Origin of the sequence: Lysobacter enzymogenes, assembly GCF_900106525.1 — a bacterium.
Taxonomy (GTDB): domain Bacteria; phylum Pseudomonadota; class Gammaproteobacteria; order Xanthomonadales; family Xanthomonadaceae; genus Lysobacter; species Lysobacter enzymogenes.
In genome coordinates, this window is sequence record NZ_FNOG01000003.1 from 451,001 (window position 1) to 468,114 (window position 17,114).

The 17,114-nt window shown below is 71.0% G+C and carries 15 protein-coding genes; 7 read left to right on the forward strand and 8 right to left on the reverse strand.

Annotated elements, in window-relative coordinates; genetic code table 11:
* Positions 1-66: 66 nt before the first annotated feature.
* From ribA to BLU84_RS09845, 4 genes are read right to left on the reverse strand one after another with little or no spacing between them, the layout of a single operon-like run.
* Positions 67-714, reverse strand: a complete 648-nt coding sequence (ribA, locus tag BLU84_RS09830) for a GTP cyclohydrolase II RibA (RefSeq protein WP_074865861.1) — start codon at positions 712-714, stop codon at positions 67-69.
* Positions 711-1,601, reverse strand: a complete 891-nt coding sequence (locus tag BLU84_RS09835) for a class I SAM-dependent methyltransferase (protein ID WP_074865864.1) — start codon at positions 1,599-1,601, stop codon at positions 711-713. The genes ribA and BLU84_RS09835 overlap by 4 nt, the downstream gene beginning before the upstream one ends.
* The gene (locus tag BLU84_RS09840) at positions 1,582-2,829 is read right to left on the reverse strand and encodes a nucleotidyltransferase family protein (RefSeq protein ID WP_074865867.1); all 1,248 of its coding nucleotides are present in this window, start codon (positions 2,827-2,829) and stop codon (positions 1,582-1,584) included. Before BLU84_RS09840 ends, BLU84_RS09835 begins: the two co-directional genes overlap by 20 nt.
* Positions 2,830-2,837: 8 nt before the next feature.
* A complete protein-coding gene (locus tag BLU84_RS09845; protein WP_074865870.1) occupies positions 2,838-4,310 on the reverse strand; it encodes a B12-binding domain-containing radical SAM protein in 1,473 nt (490 codons plus the stop codon).
* A 205-nt stretch (positions 4,311-4,515) separates the two neighbouring features.
* Here BLU84_RS09845 and BLU84_RS09850 point away from each other — a divergent pair, with 205 nt between their 5' ends.
* Together BLU84_RS09850 and BLU84_RS09855 are read left to right on the forward strand one after the other, a co-directional pair.
* Complete coding sequence (locus BLU84_RS09850) at positions 4,516-5,556, forward strand: phosphoenolpyruvate carboxykinase (ATP) (RefSeq protein ID WP_074865873.1); 1,041 nt, start codon at positions 4,516-4,518, stop codon at positions 5,554-5,556.
* Between the two features lie 97 nt (positions 5,557-5,653).
* Complete coding sequence (locus BLU84_RS09855) at positions 5,654-7,393, forward strand: ATP-binding cassette domain-containing protein (protein WP_233431110.1); 1,740 nt, start codon at positions 5,654-5,656, stop codon at positions 7,391-7,393.
* A gap of 66 nt (positions 7,394-7,459) precedes the next feature.
* Here the strand turns inward: BLU84_RS09855 and BLU84_RS09860 are convergent, their stop codons facing one another.
* Both BLU84_RS09860 and BLU84_RS28440 read right to left on the reverse strand, forming a co-directional pair.
* Positions 7,460-9,544: a M13 family metallopeptidase gene (locus BLU84_RS09860; protein WP_074865876.1), complete on the reverse strand. Its 2,085-nt coding sequence runs from the start codon at positions 9,542-9,544 to the stop codon at positions 7,460-7,462.
* Positions 9,545-9,659: 115 nt separating this feature from the next.
* Complete coding sequence (locus BLU84_RS28440) at positions 9,660-9,827, reverse strand: DUF6053 domain-containing protein (protein WP_425479345.1); 168 nt, start codon at positions 9,825-9,827, stop codon at positions 9,660-9,662.
* 111 nt (positions 9,828-9,938) lie between these two features.
* On the opposite strand from BLU84_RS28440, the gene BLU84_RS09865 reads away from it, so the two are divergent.
* The 4 genes from BLU84_RS09865 (at position 9,939) to BLU84_RS09880 (ending at position 13,208) form a co-directional block, all read left to right on the forward strand.
* The gene (locus BLU84_RS09865) at positions 9,939-11,312 is read left to right on the forward strand and encodes an MBL fold metallo-hydrolase (protein ID WP_074865880.1); all 1,374 of its coding nucleotides are present in this window, start codon (positions 9,939-9,941) and stop codon (positions 11,310-11,312) included.
* Position 11,313: 1 nt separating this feature from the next.
* Entirely contained in the window at positions 11,314-12,006 is a 693-nt protein-coding gene (locus BLU84_RS09870) for a M24 family metallopeptidase (RefSeq protein ID WP_233431111.1), read from the forward strand.
* A gap of 54 nt (positions 12,007-12,060) precedes the next feature.
* On the forward strand, positions 12,061-12,645 hold the full coding sequence (locus tag BLU84_RS09875; protein ID WP_139174882.1) for a type II secretion system protein GspG: 585 nt from the start codon (positions 12,061-12,063) through the stop codon (positions 12,643-12,645).
* A gap of 143 nt (positions 12,646-12,788) precedes the next feature.
* The gene (locus tag BLU84_RS09880; protein WP_074865886.1) at positions 12,789-13,208 is read left to right on the forward strand and encodes a hypothetical protein; all 420 of its coding nucleotides are present in this window, start codon (positions 12,789-12,791) and stop codon (positions 13,206-13,208) included.
* Positions 13,209-13,212: 4 nt separating this feature from the next.
* Here the strand turns inward: BLU84_RS09880 and BLU84_RS09885 are convergent, their stop codons facing one another.
* On the reverse strand, positions 13,213-14,751 hold the full coding sequence (locus tag BLU84_RS09885; RefSeq protein WP_074865890.1) for a BCCT family transporter: 1,539 nt from the start codon (positions 14,749-14,751) through the stop codon (positions 13,213-13,215).
* Between the two features lie 213 nt (positions 14,752-14,964).
* On the opposite strand from BLU84_RS09885, the gene BLU84_RS26340 reads away from it, so the two are divergent.
* Positions 14,965-15,675 carry a hypothetical protein gene (locus tag BLU84_RS26340; protein ID WP_139174884.1) on the forward strand — a complete coding sequence of 237 codons (711 nt, stop codon included), beginning with the start codon at positions 14,965-14,967 and terminating at the stop codon, positions 15,673-15,675.
* A gap of 31 nt (positions 15,676-15,706) precedes the next feature.
* Here the strand turns inward: BLU84_RS26340 and BLU84_RS09895 are convergent, their stop codons facing one another.
* Positions 15,707-17,092 carry a cytochrome-c peroxidase gene (locus BLU84_RS09895; RefSeq protein ID WP_083382467.1) on the reverse strand — a complete coding sequence of 462 codons (1,386 nt, stop codon included), beginning with the start codon at positions 17,090-17,092 and terminating at the stop codon, positions 15,707-15,709.
* Between the last annotated feature and the right edge of the window lie 22 nt (positions 17,093-17,114).

Consider the following 17,114-nt stretch of genomic DNA (forward strand, 5'->3'; position numbering starts at 1 on the left):
CGCCGCCGGCCGAGCGCTGTCGGCGCGGATGGAGCGAGCGCGATCGACGCGCGCCAATGCGTCGCGTCAATCCGGCGCGTCCGACCCCAGCGCGATCGCATGGCCCGCCTGCGCGGCTTTCGCGCGCAGGTAGTTCACGTTGTGGTGGCTGGCGTGGACGCCGGTGGTGCGCATGGCGGCGATCTCGATCCCGAACCGCTCCAACTGGACGCGCTTGTCCGGGTTGTTGCTGAGCAGTTCGATCCGGCCCACGCCGAGCGCGCGCAGCATCTGCGCGGCCACCGCGTAGGCGCGTTCGTCCGCGCCGCGGCCGAGCGCGCGGTTGGCGGCGAAGGTGTCGTGGCCGTGCTCCTGCAGATGGTAGGCGTCGAGCTTGCGGTACAGGCCCAGGCCGCGGCCCTCCTGGCGCAGGTACAGCAGGTAGCCGCCGGTCAGGCGCAGCCGCCGCAGCGACTCGCGCAATTGCGGGCCGCAGTCGCAGCGCAGCGAACCCAGCGCGTCGCCGGTCATGCATTCGGAGTGCACGCGCACCATCGGCGTGTCGCGCGCCGGCGCGAACGCCAGGGCCAGGTGCTCGCCGCCGTCGATCAGGCCGTGGAAGCTGTGGGCCAGCGCGACGGCTTCGCTGCCGTCGGCGAGCGACAGCGGCAGGCGCACGCTCGCGCGCACGCGGGCGGCGGGCAGGTCGGCGCCGCAACGTTCGGATTCGGTCATGTCGATGCGGCCCGGCCCAGGACGAGGGTGAAACTCTGCAGATAGTGGAAGTCGCGGCGGCGCAGCGCGTACTGCGGCTGCGCCGGGTCGCACAGCCGGCGCAGCTCGGCGTAGTCGTCGCGGTGCAGGTACGGCTGCAGCCGCGTGCCCCAGGTGTCGCGGAAGATCGTTTCGCCCAGATAGCGCTCGCTGGCCGCATCCAGGGGGCTGGTGCGTTCGATCAGCCAGCTGCGCGCGCGCACGTCCTGCAGGCCGGCCGCGCGCATCTGTCCGAGCAGCGCGCGCACCGCGGTTAGCGCGCGTTCGTCGATCCGGTAGCGCTCGCGGTAATAGCGGCGCACCGCCTCGTTGACCCGCGATTCCAGGCGCGCATCCCAGGCGAACACCATCTCCGGCAACAGTGCGCTCTGGCCCAGGGCGAAGCGTCCGCCGGGGCGCAGCGCCGCGCTGAGGCGGCCGATCGCGGCGCCCGGATCGTGCAGGTGGTTGAGGGTGTTGACCGACCAGATCGAGTCGAATGCGGCCGCCGCCAGCGGCGCGTCGGCCAGGTCGGCGCGCACGATCGCGGCGTTGCCCGGCGCGATCGCGCGCGCGGCGACGACGTGGGCGGCGGACAGGTCCAGGCCGACCACGGCGCCCTCGTCGCCGACCTGCGCGGCCAGCCAGCCCACCGCTTCGCCGCTGCCGCAGCCGGCGTCGAGCACGCGCATGCCGCGGCGCAGGTCGAGCTCGGCGATGGCGCGGCGCAACTCCGGTTCGGCGAAGGCGTTGAACCGCTGCAGCTTGCGCGCGTAATCGCGGGCGACGCCGTCGCCGAGCGGGCCGGGCCGGCGCGCGCCGTCGCCGCCGTGCGGCGCGCCTGCGCGCTCAGCCGGCGGCGCGGTCATAACCGTTCAGGGCGGCGCGCACGACATACAGCGCGTCCATCCGCGGCACCGGCCGCAACAGTCGGGTCAGCAGGCGCAGGCGCTGCGGCATCGCGGCCCAGCGCTGCTGTTGCAGCCACAGCTGGGTGCGCACCATGTCGGCGCGTTCCTGCCGGCTTTCCTCGCCGGGGTTCAGGCGATCGCGCAGGTAGCGCGCGGCCTCGCCGGGCGTGCGCGCCCATTCCAGTCCCGGCAGCGCCGACAGCCACAGGTTCGAGCACGACGCCGCGCTGAGGTCGCGCCGCTGCCAGCGCCGGCGCAGCCGCGCGGGACAATGCGCACGCAGGCGTTCCAGCACCGCGGCGGGGAACGCATCGGGGTAATAGCGGCGGGCCAACAGCATCGGCGGCAGCGCCCACCACGGCGCCGCGCCGCCGTCGCCATCGCACAGCGCCTGCCAGTCGCGTTCGCTCATGCGCGCGGCCAGCAGGGCGATGTCGTTGAGATGGATCAGGCGCAGGCTGCGCCCGCACAGGTTGCCGGCCGCGTGCAACAGCAGGTGGCTCATCAGTGCGCCCAGATCCGGGTAGGGATTGAGGCCGGGGCGGGCGTCGGCGGCGAGGATGCGCTCGCTGATGTCGGCGTAGGCCAACGGCAGGCGCTCGCGCACGCGCGGATGCAGTTCGATGTTGATCGGCGTGTCGCGGTGTTCGCCCAGGCTGTGCGGCGGCAGTTGATCTGCGGGCTTGAACACCCGGTGCTTCCAGTGCGCGAAGGCCTCGACGTAGCCGAGCCGGCCCAGCAGCGCGGCGGCTTCGGCCGCGTCGCCGTCGCCGACCAACAGGTCGATATCGGCCATCGGCCGGTCGCCCGGCAGATAGACGCCGAGCGCATGCAGGGCCGAGCCCTTGAGCGCGACCAGTGCGATGCCGGCGGCACGGGCGTCGCGGTCGATGCGTTCCAGCAAGGCGGCCACGCGCCGGTGACGGTGCTCGACGTGGGCGCGTTGCTCGTCCAGGAACGCCCGCCAGCGCGGATCGCTCCAGCGCGAACGGCGCTGCAGCAGCGGCGCAACGCCGTGGGCGGCGGCCGCGGCGGCGGCCAGGCGCCATTGCAGCGGCGACCAGCGCGGGGTGGCGTCGGCGGGGCGGGCGAGCTCGTGCGCCAGGGTTTCGGTGGCCAGGCGCAGGCCGGCGCGGATCGCGCGCAAGGGCGGTTCCGGCGGCGGCGTCGGCCTCGACGGCGGCATCGCCGGCGTCAACCTTGCAGCACCGCGGCGATGCGCCGACCGCCGCCGTCCGCCGCTTCGCTGCGGTGCTCGCCTTCGCGCGCGATCAGCGCCTGCCAGGCCGATTCCAGCTGCGCGCGGCGCCGCTGGGTTTCGCCGTCCGCCGCGCTCGCCGGCGCGCACTGCAGTTCGACCTGGGCGTGCAGCAGGTCGCGCACCTGACGATAGAACGCCGAGTCGTATGCGCCGCGGAACATCATCGCCAGTTCGCCGCTGTCGCGCCAATGGGTCTTGCCGCCGAGCTGGCTCTCGACCTCGCGAAAGAACGAGGTGCCGGGCAGCGGATAGGCCACGCTCACGCCGATGTCGTCCGGCCGCGCGCACGCGATCAGCTCGCGCGTGGCCAGCAGGTCCTGGAGCGTTTCGCCGAGGTAGCCGAGCTGGATGAAGAATCCGACCCGGACGCCGTGCCGCCCCAGCCGCTCGCGCGCGGCGATCAGGCTGGCGACGTCGGTGCCCTTGTTCATCCGGTCGAGCACCTGCTGGCTGCCGCTTTCCGCGCCGATCCAGGCTTCGGCGCAGCCGGCGCGGGCGAGCGCGGCGGCCATGCGTTCGCTGGCGAGGTCGGCGCGGGTCTGGATGGTGAACGGCACCGGGCCGTCGGCGGCGGCGAGCCGGTCGGCGAATTCCTCGACCCATTCGGCGTGGAAGCCGAAGATGTCGTCGGCCATCCAGATGTGGTCCGGGGCGTAGCTGCGCTTGAGGTGGGTCATCTCCGCGGCCAGCGCCTGCGCGTCGGCGCGCTTGTAGTGGTTGCCCCAGATCGGCTTGGCGCACCAACTGCAGCGGAACGGACAACCGCGCGAGGCGGCCATGTTGAGGCTGAAATGGCCGTGGCGCTCGCGCCACATACGGCGGTAGCGCTCGATGTCGACCAGATCCCAGGCGGGCAGGCCGGACAGCCGCGGGTCCGGCGCCTGCGCGTCGGCGCGCGCGTGCGGCGACGCGGCGGTGGCGATGCCGTCGAGGCCGCTCAGCCACTGCGCGGCGTCGCTGGCCGGGTCGCGCTGCAGCCGCGACGCCAGCTGCGTCAACGCCTGGATGCCTTCGCCGAGCAGCACCGCGTGCGCGCCGGCGGCGAGGAAGGCCTCGGGATGGTCGCTGGCGTCGGAGCCGGCGACGATCACCCGGCAGCCGTGCGCGCGCGCGGCGGCGATCATGCCGCAGGCGGCCTCGCGCATCCGGCTCAGGCACATCTTGGTCAGGAAATTGAAGTTGTCCTCGTAGAACACCACCAGGTCCGGCGCGGCCGCGCCCAGCGCGGCGGGGTAGTCCTCCACGCCGTCGGCGAGCATCGCGTCGAACAGGCTCACCTCGTGGCCGGCGCGGCGCAGCAGCGCGGCCACGTGCAGGGTCGCCAACGGCGGATAGGGTTTGCCGCGCTCCCACTGCTTGGGGTCGTAGCGCAGGAAATAGGAGTGGCCGACCTGGATCTTGAGCATCTGCAAAGCGCGCCTCGTGGGTGCCCGGCGGGCGCGGCCTCGTCGGCGCGGCCCCGGCGCGCCGCAGTCGCGCGGCGTCGTGTGGTGTGGGCGTAGGTGCCGCCCGCGCGGCATTTGGTTGTGCGGCCGTGTGCCGCCGCGCCGGCAACCTTTTCGCCGCGGCGGCGCACGCACGCGGCATAAACCGCTCAGGATCTCCCCGTCGATGCCAGGCACCGCCGCGCACCTTCCGCTCCAGGCGTCCGCCGCCGTCGACGATGGCGCGGCGTCCGACCCGTTCGGCGAACGGCGCGCGCGCCGGCACGCCCTGCGCTTCGACCTGCTTGGCGGTCGCTTCGGCTTCCACAGCGACAGCCGGCGCCTGCTGGCCCTGGCCGAGGCGGCGTATGCCGGCCTGCCGCCGCAGCGCCTGCCGCAGGCGCAGGAGTTCCGCATCGAGCTGGACCTGCTGCCGCCGAGCGAGCGGCCTTGCGCCGCGTCGCCGCCACCGCTGCGCACCCATTCTGGCGCGGGCGTGCTGTGCGGAATCCTCGACGACCGCAATTACGTGCTGATCGTCCCGGCCGAGCGCCGGGCGCTGGTGGCGGTGTCGCAGGACATGCTCGAGCACGCCTACCACGTGCGTTACGAACTCATCGAATTCGCCGTGTACGTGCTGGCCGCGCGCGGCATGGGGCTGATGCCGCTGCACGGCGCCTGCGCCGGCCGCAGCGGCCGCGGGCTGTTGCTGCTCGGCGCCAGCGGCGCAGGCAAATCGACCCTGGCCCTGCATTGCCTGCTGGGCGGGCTGGAGCTGTTGGCCGAAGACAGCGTGTTCGTCGAACCCGAGGGGCTGCTCGCCACCGGCGCCGCCAACTTCCTGCACCTGCGCGACAGCGTGCTGGCGCATCTGGATCCGCAGATCGGTTCGTGGATCGGCGGCTCGGCGCAGATCCGCCGGCGCAGCGGGGTGGAGAAATTCGAAGTGGACTTGCGCCGCGGGCCGGGGCGTCTGGCCTGCGAACCGCTGCGGCTGGCGGCGACGGTGCTGCTGTCGGCCGAAGCCGCGCCGCCCGGGCAGCCCTTGCTGGAGCGCCTGCCGCAAGCGCAGGCGACGCTGCGGTTGAGCCTGGATCAGCCGTATGCGGCCGCGCAGGCGGGTTGGCCCGACTTCGTCCGACGCCTGGCGAGCCTGGGCGTGTATCGCCTGCGCCGCGGCGCGAGCGCGGATGCGTCGCTGCAGGCGATACGCGGCTTGCTGGAATGAGCGTCGCGCGCGCTCTGGGCCTGCATGACCTTGGTCGGCACGATCCGGGCCGAGGCGATCGTAGCGGGCGCACCGTGCCACCCAGCGCTGGCGCGTCTTGAGCGCGCACGGCGAATCGCTGCTCGCCCAGGCGCGCGATCTGCTGCGCCCGGTCGCCGACGCGTCGGCGCGCGCCGAACTGAGCCGGCTGGGCGGCTATGTCGCGCTGTCGGTGGCCGCCGCGCTGGCCGGCAGCCTGGCCGCGCTCGCCCTGGTGCCGCTGGTGCAGGACGGCGCCGCGCCGCGCCTGGCCGGTCTGGACTGGGCCGTGCGCGGCGCGGCCGCGCAGATCGTGCTGTTCGTCGCCGCCGGCGCCGGTTTCGCCGCATTGCGTTGGCTGGCAGCGCGGCAATGCGCGCGCCTGGTCGCCGCGCGCTCGGTGGCGCTGCGGCGCCAGGCGCACGCCGGCCTGATCCGCGCTGCGCTGCCGGCTTCGGCCGAGGCCGGTTCGGCGGAAATCGCCAACGTGCTGACCTACAACACCGAGATCCTCGCCCAGGGCTACAACGCGCTGCTGCAACTGATGGCGGTGGCGGCGACCGCGACGCTGAGCCTGCTGCTGGCGTTCCTGGTCTCGCCGGCGCTGGCGCTGGCCGCGCCGGCGGTACTCGGCTTCGCCGCGCTGGCGCTGCGCGTCAGCGGCCGCGAGCAGGCGCGCATCGGCCGCGACTACGTCGCCGACATGACCCGCCTGTTCTGGCACAGCGAGGAATTTCCGCGCCGCCTGCGCCACATCCGTTCGTTCCAGCGCGAAGCCGTGGAGCAGGCCGGTTACGAGGAGATTTCGGCGCGGCTGGGCGACGGCTACCGGCGCCAGCACGAACTGCTCGCGCGCGGGCGCCTTGCGCTGGAAGCCACGGCGGTGGCGGCGATCGCCTGCGCGCTGGCGATCGCCGGGCAGTGGCAGGGCGCGGACCGCGCTGCGCTGATCGCGGTCGGCCTGTTGCTGGGACGCTTGCTGCCTTACCTGGTGTCGGCGCGGCAGAACCTGCAGCAACTGCGTTCGGCCGCGCCCGCGCTGGCGCTGTGGCGGCGGCATGCGCAAGCCGCGCCGGCGCCGTCGCGCCCTGCGGTCGCGGCCGTCGCGGCGCAGGCGCCCGAACCGTCCGCTGCATCCGATGCCTGCAGCGCGTTGCGTATCGAGCGGATCGGGTTGGCGCCGCCGTGGCCGGACGTGGAGGCGCGCGAACTGATCCTGGCGCCGGGCCGGATCAGCTTGCTGCTGGGCGCCTCGGGCGCCGGCAAGAGCAGCCTGCTGGACGCGCTGGCGGGGCTGGCCGAACCGCGCGCGTTCCACGCGCAGTGCGGCGGGCGGGCGCTGGACTACGCCGGCTACTGCGCGCGCATGCGCCCGTGCGCCTACATCGCGCAAGGGGTGCGGCCGTGGCAGCACAGCGTGCGCGAATGTCTGGCCTGGGCCGACCCGCAGGCCTGTGAGGCGCGCATGTGGCAGGCGCTGGAACACGTCGGGCTGGATGCGCGCGTGCGCGCGTCCGGACGCGGCCTGGACGCCGCACTGGATCGCGCCTCCAACCGTTTTTCCGGCGGCGAACTGCAGCGCCTGCTGCTGGCCCAGACGATCCTGCGCCGGCCGCGGCTGGCGCTGCTGGACGAAACCACCGCGGCCCTGGACGAAGCAGCGGAGCAGGCCGTGCTGCGGGCATTGACGTCGTGCCTGCCGCACACGGCCCTGGTCGTGGTCTCGCACCGTCGGCAACTGGCCGCGCTGGCCGCGCATTGCCTGACCTTGACGCCGGCCGACGCGTTTGCGCCGGCCGATACCGCTTCGACCCGCTGAGCGGGCTCGCCGCTCAGGCCCGCTGCACGGGTCCGCGCCGCTGCGGCGCGGCGCGGGCGCGCTGGGTTACCAGATCACCACTTGCTTGTCGCCCGCGCGCACCATCGGCTGGCCCGGCTTGCACGAGAACGCCGCGGCGAAGGCCGGCAGGTTCGACGGCGCGCCGATCGCGCGCAGGTCGCTGGGCGCGTGCGGGTTGGAGGCGACCAGCACCTTCAGCAGGTCCGAGGTGTAGCGGTCGCGCCAGCTCACCGCGAAGTTGAGGAAGAAGCGCTGGTCGCGGCTGAGGCCATCGGTCTTGGGATCGGGCTTGTCGCCCACGGCCAGGCGCATCGCGTCGTAAGCCGTGGCCAGGCCGCCGAGATCGGCGATGTTCTCGCCCAAGGTCAGCTTGCCGTTGACCTTGAGCCCGGGCGCGGCTTCGTAGCCGTCGAACTGCTCGATCAGTTTCTGGCTGCGCGCGGCGAAGCCCTTGGCGTCGGCCGGCGTCCACCAGTTGGCCATGTTGCCGGTCGGGTCGAAGCGCGAGCCCTGGTCGTCGTAGCCGTGGATCATCTCGTGGCCGATCACCGCGCCGATGCCGCCGTAGTTGGCCGCTTCGTCGGCCTTCGGGTCGAAGAACGGCGGCTGCAGGATCGCCGCCGGGAACACGATCTCGTTCTGCAAGGGGTTGTAGTAGGCGTTGACCGTCTGCGGGCTCATGCCCCATTCGGTCTTGTCGACCGGCTGGCCGATCTTGCCCAGGCTCCACTTGTAGTTGAACTCGTTGGCGGCCTTGACGTTGGCGTAGTAGCTGTCGCGGCCGGTCTTCAGGCCGCTCCAGTCGCGCCACTTGTCCGGGTAGCCGATCTTCGGAGTGAAGCTGGCCCACTTCTCCAACGCTTTCTTCTTCGTCTCAGCGCTCATCCACGACAGGTTCTCGATGCGCGCCTTCAACGCGGTGCGCAACTGCTGCACCAGCGCCTGGGTCTGCGCCTTGGCTTCGGCGGGGAAGGCGACCTTGACGTAGAGCTGGCCCATCGCTTCGCCGGCCTGGTCGTCGATGCCGCCGAGCACGCGCTTCCAGCGCGCCTTGGGTTCCTTCTGCCCGCGCATGGCCTTGGCGTGGAATTCGAAGCTCTCCTGCACGAAGGCTTCGGACAGATACGGCGAAGCGGCGTCGACCGCGTGGTAGCGCAGGAACGCGCGCCAGGCCTCGATCGGCGTGTCGGCGATCATCTTGCTGACTTCCTTGTGGAAGCCGGGCATGGCCAGAGAGAACAGCTTCGGCGTGGCCACGCCTTGCGACTGGAAGAACTGGGTCCAGGAGAAATTCGGGGTCAGCTCGTCGGCCTGGGCCGGGCTGATCGGGTTGTAGTACAGGGCGATGTCGCGCGAGAGCTGCTCGCTCGACAGCGAAGCCTGGGCCAGCCGGGTTTCGAATTCGATCACCGCCTTGGCCTGCTTTTCCGCGTCCGCGGCGCTGGCGCCGGCCAGCTCCAGCACCTTGGCCACATGCTTGCGGTAGGCCTCGAGCTTGTCGCGCTTGTCGGCGTCGAAGTAATAGCCGCGGTCGGGCAGGCCCAGGCCGCCCTGAGTGGCGTAGGCCAGGTTCACCGAGGAATTCTTGAAGTCGGCTTCGGGCGCGAAATCGAACAGCGGGTTGCGGCCGTGCGCGGCGCTCTCGCGCAGGTAGGCGGTCAACTGCTCGGGCGACGCCACCGCGTCGATCGCGGCCAGTTCGTCCTTCATCGGCGCGATGCCCTGGGCGTTGATCTTGGCCTCGTCCATGCCGGTGGCCCACAGGTCGCCGACGAGCTTTTCCACGCCGCCGGCCTTGGCGTCGGCGGCGGCCTGATCGGCGAGCTGGCGCTGGATCGCCAGCGAGCGCTCGGCCAGCACGTCCGACACGCCCCACGACGAGCGGTCGCCGGGGATCGGGTTGGTCGCGAACCATTTGTCGTTGGCGTACTGGCCGAGGTTGTCGCAGGCGCTCTTGGCCGGGTCGAGGTCGCTGGCGGCGAAGCGCACCGGCTGCGGCAGCTTGGATTCGTCCAGCGCCAGCGCGGCGGGTGGGGCCGGCGCCGACGCGGCCTGCGGCGCGGCCGGGGCGGCGGGCTCGGGCTTGGCGCAGGCGGCCACGGCGGCGGCGACGGCCAGGGGCAGCAGCAAGTGACGGGGGCGGACGGTCATGGTGGAACTCCCTGGCGGCTTGGGGCGGGGCGCGGCGGACGCGCGCAATCCGGCGATGATGGACCCCGGCGCGGCTGCGGGAGGGTGTCTTCAGTCACGTGGGGTGGCGGCAGACTTTGCCCTTGTGGTGGTTTTGCGCGGGCCGGGCCCCGGCTTTTGTGGGAGGGGCTTCAGCCCCGATGCTGTTTTTTCGGATGGCCGCGACCTGAGACAAAAGCATCGGGGCTGAAGCCCCTCCCACAAAAGCCCAAGGCCCTCCCACAAAAGCTGAAGCCTTGCCCGCGAGCGCCCGAACCCGGCAAGAGCCTGAGAAACCGCCGTGTTAATTTCAGCCCACGCTGCGGCCCCTCGCCGCGCACAGGAGTCGTATCCGATGCGAGTGCATTTCCACGGCGCGGCCGGCGAGGTCACCGGCTCGCTGCACGAAGTCGAAGCCGCCGGCCATCGCCTGCTGCTGGATTGCGGAATGATCCAGGGCAGCCCCGAGGCCGAACGCCGCAACCTCGACCCGTTCGGCTTCGACGCCGCCGCGCTCGACGCGCTGGTGATCAGCCACGCCCACATCGACCACATCGGCCGCGTGCCGCTGCTGCTCAAGCGCGGTTTCCGCGGCGAGATCCACGCCCAGGAAGCCACCGCCGACCTGATGCGGATCATGCTGCTGGATTCGGCCTCCATCGCCGAAAGCGAAGCCGAGCGCGGCAACCGCAAGCGCCGCCCCGGCGAACCGGAGCTGCAGCCGCTGTACACCCGCGACGACGTCGAAGCGACGATGCAACGCGTGCGCCCGCTGCGCTACGGCACCCCGCGCGAGATCCTGCCGGGCGTGCAGGTGACCTTCCGCGAAGCCGGCCACATCCTGGGATCGTCGGTGGTGGAAGTGCGCGCGCAAGGCCGCACCCTGGTGTTCTCCGGCGACCTCGGCCCGAAGGGCACGCCGATCCTGCGCGATCCCGAACCCATCGCCGCCGCCGATCTGGTGCTGATGGAATCGACCTACGGCGACCGCCTGCACAAGGACCGCGCCGAAACCATTCTGGAACTCGGCCGCATCCTCGAAGCGGCCTGGAACGACGGCGGCAACGTGCTGATTCCCGCGTTCGCGGTCGGCCGCAGCCAAGAGCTGCTGTATTGGTTCGCCAAGTATTGGGACGAGTGGAAGCTCTCGCGCTGGAAGATCTTCCTCGACAGCCCGATGGCGGCGAAAGTGGTCGCCGTCTACGACCGCCACACCGAACTGTTCGACGAAGACGCGGTGGCGGTGTGGAAGGAAAAGCCCAACCCATTCAACCTGCCCAACCTGCGCCTGACCGAATCGGCGCAGGATTCGATGGCGATCAACGCCGTCGAGCGCGGCGCGATCGTCATCGCCGGTTCCGGCATGGCCAACGCCGGCCGCATCCTGCACCACTTCCGCCAGAACCTGGACAAGCCGCAGACCCATGTGGTGTTCGTCGGCTACCAGGCCGAGGGCACGATCGGCCGGCGCCTGGTCGAGGGCGCGCAGTGGGTGCGCATCCACGGCCGCGACATCCGCGCCCGCGCCCAACGCCACACCATCGGCGGGCTGTCGGCGCATACCGACCAGCACGGGCTGATCGAGTGGTACGGCCAGATCGCCGGCCATCCGCCGCTGGCGCTGGTGCACGGCGAAGACAAGGCGCGCGAAGCGCTGGCCGGGGAGATCGGCGAGCGTTTCGGAACCCGCGTGGCGCTGGCGCGCCCCGGCCTGACGTTGGAGGTTTGAGGTGAGCGCAATCCAGAACGACGCGGCCGACCCGAAACAGCCCGACCCGAAAGAGCGCGTCGGCGCCGCCTTCGACGCCGAGGCGATGCTACGCGCGCGCGAGCTGACCTGGCAGGCGGTCGAGCGCATCCGCGCGCAGATCGTGCCGGGCATGCGCGAGTCGCAGGCGCGCGAGCTCGGCCAACGCACCCTGGTCGAACTCGGCATGGGCCGGATCTGGCACCCGCTGTTGATCCGCTTCGGCGCCAACACCCTCAAGACCTTCCGCGAACGTCCCGACGGCGATCCGGAACTGGGCGCCAACGACATCTACTTCATCGACATGGGCGTGGTCTGGGACGGCCACGAAGGCGATTCGGGCGACACCTTCGTGGTTGGCGACGACGCCGAGATGCACGCCTGCGCCGCCGCCGCGCGCAGCTTGTTCGACGAGGTGCGCGCGCGCTGGCTCAGCGACGGCGCCAGCGGACCCGATCTGTATCGCTACGCCCAGGAACGCGCCGAGGCGATGGGCTGGCGGCTCAACCTCGACATCCAGGGCCACCGGGTCAGCGACTTCCCGCATGCGGTGTATCGCGCCGGCGACCTGGGCGAGTTCGAGGGCACGCCGGCAGCGGGGCTGTGGATTCTGGAGATCCAGATCGCCCATCCGCAGCGGCCGTTCGGGGCGTTCTACGAGGATTTGCTGGTCTGAGGCGACGCGGTCGGCGCCCGACGACCGGGCGAATTCGCATTGCAGGAAGCGGCGATGAGCGAACGGATCTGGAAAGTCGCGGCGGCCGCGGTTCTGATCGCCGCGGCGGGGCTGGCGATGTTCGTGGCATCGCGCATCATCGGCGGTTCCAGGTGCACGATTCACGGCTACGTGCAAGCACAGGTGCGGACGCTGGGCGACAAGATCTACGCCTATCGTTGCGATACCGGCCATCTTCCGCAGACGCTGCAAGCGCTGACCGAGAGCTCGCCGCTGGGGCCTTACGCGAAGGACAACGAACTGCGCGACGGCTGGGGGCGTTCGATGTACTACGAATCGAACGCGCAGCAGCAGCGCTTCGCTTTGTTTTCGCTCGGCAAGGACGGCCTGCCCGGCGGCGAAGGAGCCGATGCCGACATCGTTTTCGAGGGCAGCCAGGCGCCGCTGGATCGCGAGGAATGGTATCGCCGCGGCCAGCCGGTCGAATCCTTCGATTGCCGGCCCTATCGGTTGTCGGCGTCCGAATTGCGGGCGCTGAGCGATCTCAAGGCCGCGCAGGAGCGCGATAGCCTTTCGCGCGGCCGCGGCGACTCCAGCGCAGGCGAATGCGCTTGCGACCAATCGCCGGCAAAACAGTGAACTGAACCGCACGCAGACGGCCGCACCGAATCGATCGCGCAAACTGCGATTGCGAAAAATTTACGTACGCCGGCCCTGCCCGCAATAGCGGGTTTACGCGACCGCGGCGCACGCTGCGCCCATCGTCGTCCATGGGTTCGCTTGTGAGCATCCTGATCCTGCAAGGCCGCCATCCCGCCTCCACGCCGCTGCCGTCGCCGTTCCTGCTGGAACTGCGACGCCTCGCCCAAGCGGTCGGCCGCAACCTCGAACTGCGTCCCTGCGCCAGCGTGCGCGAACTGGTCGGCAGCTTGCGCGCCGCGCGCCGCCGCCGCAGCGAGTTCGTGCTGCTGGATCCGGGCGAACTGGCGCCGCAAGCGCTGGCCGAACCCGAACCGCTGCGACAGGCGCTGGACGAACTGCCCAGCGCCTACATCGAAGTGCACGAACACAGCGCCACCACCCTCGACGACCGCCTGCGCGCGCACGCCGCGCCGCTGGCGACCATCGTCATCAACGGCGATCTGGCGGCGAGCTATCGCATCGGCCTGGGGATCGCGCTGCGGAGGTTGGGGCGGGGTTAGGCGCTCACGGCGCCGCCCCTTCCTCCCGCGCCAGCCACCGCTGCATCGCATGGCGGAAGCGCGCGTTCTGCCGCTGCTGGTGCACGTATTCCTGATCGAGCGCGCGATACAGCGACCACATCACCAGCGCCAGCAGCACTGCGAACGGCAGCGCGGCGACGGTGATCGCGCTCTGCAGCGCGTCCAGGCCGCCGGCCAGCAGCAAGGTCACCGCGATCAGCGCCTGGATCGCGCCCCATACCGCGCGCCGCCACAGCGGCGGGTCGTCGCGGTCGGGGCTGGACATGCTGGCCAGCACCAGGGTGGCCGAGTCGGCCGAGGTGACGAAGAAGATCATCAGCAGCGCGATCGCGACGATCGCCAGCATGCGCGCCCACGGCAAGCTGTCGAGCAGCGAGAACAGCACCTGTTCGTAACCTTGCGCCAGCGCGCCGGTGAGGTCGGTGTCGGCGAACATCTGCGCCCACAGCGCGGTGCCGCCGAACGCGGCGAACCAGACGAAGCTCATCAGCGACGGCACCAGCACCACGCCGAACACGAATTCGCGGATGCGCCGGCCGCGCGAGATGCGGGCGATGAAGCTGCCCACGAACGGCGCCCAGGCGATCCACCACGCCCAGTAGAAGATCGTCCATTCGCCGACCCACGGGTCGCGCGAGAACGGCGCCATGCGCAGGCTCATGTTCGGCAACTGGTTGATGTAGCCGCCCAGCGTGGTGGTGAGGGTCTCGAACACGAACGCGGTGGGGCCGGCGACCAGCACGAACGCGAGCAACAGCGCCGCCAAGGCCAGATTGAGATTGCTCAGCCATTTGATGCCGCGGTGCAGGCCGGTGAGGGTCGAGGCCATGTACAGCACGAACGCCACCGCGACCACGCACAGTTGCAACGTTGGGGTGACTTGCAGGCCGAACACGCGCGACAGACCGGCGCTGATCTGGATGGTGCCGAAGCCGAGCGTGGTCGCCACGCCGATCGCGGTGGCGACCACCGCGGCCACGTCGATCAGCTGGCCGGGCCAGCGCCGGTGCCAGCTGCCGATCAGCGGCTGCAGCAGGTCGCTGATCTGGCCGCGGCCGTTGCGGTTGAACTGGAACCACGCCATCGCCAGGCCGACCAGGGCATAGATCGCCCACGGGTGCAGGCCCCAATGGAAGAACACATAGCGCATCGACGCGCGCGCGGCCTGCATGCTCTGCGGCGCCAGGCCTTCGGGCGGATGCTGATAGTGCGAGATCGGCTCGGCCGCGCCCCAGAACACCAGGCCGATGCCCATGCCGGCGGCGAACAGCATCGACAGCCAACTGGTGCGCGAGAACTCCGGCTCGGCGTCGTCGCCGCCGATGCGCAGGTCGGCGAAGCGCCCGAGCGAGAGATAGACCAGGAACAACAGCGCGGCGAACACCACGATCAAATACAGCCAGCCGGCCTTGGCCACGGTGAGGGTCAGCGCGTGCTGGGCGGCGGCGTTGAATTCCTGCGGGATCAGCGCGCCGGCGGCGACCAGGGCGGCGAGCAGGACGATGGACAATCGGAAAACCAAAGGCTCTCTCCATGCGGGCGCGCGAGGCTTGCCGTAACGAAGGCATCGCGCGCAGGGCGCCGCCGCGCGGAGCGCGCAAGAGCGGACGGATACGATCCGGAGCCCGCGAACGCGGGCGTAGCCGACTGAGGCGGCGATGAGGGACCGACGGAGGCGTTCCGCGACGCGAGCCATGGCCGCGGCAGTGGCGGCGCAAGCGGACGCGCAGGTCCGGTGCGAGGCGGGGAACCGGGCGATTGTAGCAAAGGCGCGATTTTCGGCCTTCACATTACGCGCACCCGGTGTCTTCGAAATCGGAAAGCGCTGCGTATTCGTGCGATTTTCGGCTGGTTTTCGGCCAATCGGTCCGTTGCGCGATACCGCCGCGAGCGGCCGATAGACCTGCGTTCCGCAACGTTTCGGATTGCACAATCGCCGCGCTGCGGCTACGTTCTTGTCGCGATCACGGATCGGACCCCGCATTCCACAGGACGGACGAAGGCGATGAAGACAGCGATTCGAGTATTGGCCTTGGCCATGGGCTGCGCGTTGGCGAGCGCCTGCCAGCAGGGCGCGGATAGCGCCACTGCGCCGAAGCAGGCGGCCGCGGCGCCTTTGCAGATCGCCGCGATCCACGTCGGCCCCGGCGCCAAGGATGCACCGCCGGCGCCGCAGACCGCGCAGCAGCCGGTGCGGGTGCAGATCGACACGCGCGGCAGTTCCGCCGGTGCGCAGCTCCAGGTCAAGCTGATCGAACTCAAGAGCGGCCGGCAGGTCGGCCTGGTGGAGCGGCGCATCGTCGCCGCCGGTCCGCTCGTCACGCAGCTCAAACTGGATCCGCCTTCGACGCGCTGGAACCCCGGCCGCTATCTGATCGAAATTTCGCTCGACGGCAAGCTCGCCGAGCAACGCGATTTCGATATCTTCGAGGCGGCGGCGAAGTAAGTCCCGCGGGTCGCCTGTTGCGGCCTGCGGTTCACCGCGCGGCCGGCGTCGTCGTCGACAGCGCGTCGAGGAAGGCCAGCAACTGCCGCTGCTCCTCCACGGTCAGCGAGATCGGCCGTCCGCGCGCCAGACTGCGGTAGTAGATTTCGCGCTCGACCGCTTCGGCCAGGCTGACGATACTGCCGTCGTGCATGTACGGCGCGGTCGAGGCGACATCGCGCAGGCTCGGCGTGCGGAACGCGCCCAAGTCGGCCGAGCGGCGGGTCGCGGCGAAACGTCCCAACTGCGCGATCTGCGGCGAAGCCAGCACGGCTTCGCCGATCGGCTTGCGTTGGCGCTGCAGTTCGTCGAGCTGTTGCAGCATCGCGGCGACGTTGCCGGCGACCTGTTCGAAGCCCACGCCGGTGTGATGGAAGCGGTTGTCGGTCAGCGCCGCGGGCGCGCCCTCCAGACGATGGCAGTCCGCGCAGCCGGCCTTGCCGGCGAACAGCGCCAGGCCTGCGGCTTCGTCGGCGCTCAGCGCGGCGCCGGGTTCGGAAGCGCGGTGAAGGTCGTAGCGCGTCGGCGTCAACGGCAGCGAGCGCAGGTAAGCGGACAGGGCTGCGACGAGGCGTCCGGCTTCGACGCGGTCGTCGCCATACGCCGAGGCGAGCAAACGCCGGTACTCGCGGTCTTGCGACACGCGCGCGATCAGCGCGGCGCGGTCGTTCAGGCCCATTTCCACCGGATTGGTGAACGGTTGCAGCACCACGTCTTCCAGCCGGATTTCGCGGCCGTCCCAGAAGAAGCTGGTCATCAGGCCCACGTCGTTCACGCTCGGCGCGTTGCGGGTGCCTTGCGCGCCGCCCACGCCGATGGACACCGGGCGGCCGTCGGTGAATCGCAGCGCGCTGGCGTGGCAACCGGCGCAGCTCAGGCGGCCGTCGGCGCTGAGTTGCGGATCTTCGAACAAGCGCTGCCCCAGCGCGATCCGTGCATCCGCGCCGGCGTTGTCGTCGGCGGTGGGCGCGCACGCGGTGAGCGCCGTCAGCAACCACGCGAGCGCCATCCATCTGGCGAATGCGCGTGCGAACGGGCAGCGCGACCGGCCTGGATATCCTTTCAAGGCGTGCTCTCCAAATGTTTCAAATTGTTCCGGCGGCGCCCGCTGCGGCTGCACTGCCAGGGGATTCTTCCTTGTTTTCAAGGCGTTTGGTAGCGCGTGCGCAGCGGCGGGGTCGCAGCGCGCTGCCTTGACAGTGTCACGCAGCGGTGCCTCTAATCCGGCAGCGGCGGCACTGTCTGTGGCAGGGCAGTGCCCGACAAGGACGACGGCAGCGATGCCGGACACGTAGGAATTGACATGGAACGTCATCGGCGGGAGAACGTCCCGGCGCTCGGCCGGCGCGTGGGCGCAGGTATGCGCGCAGGCGAGCATGCACGCCCGACAGGGCTTGTCG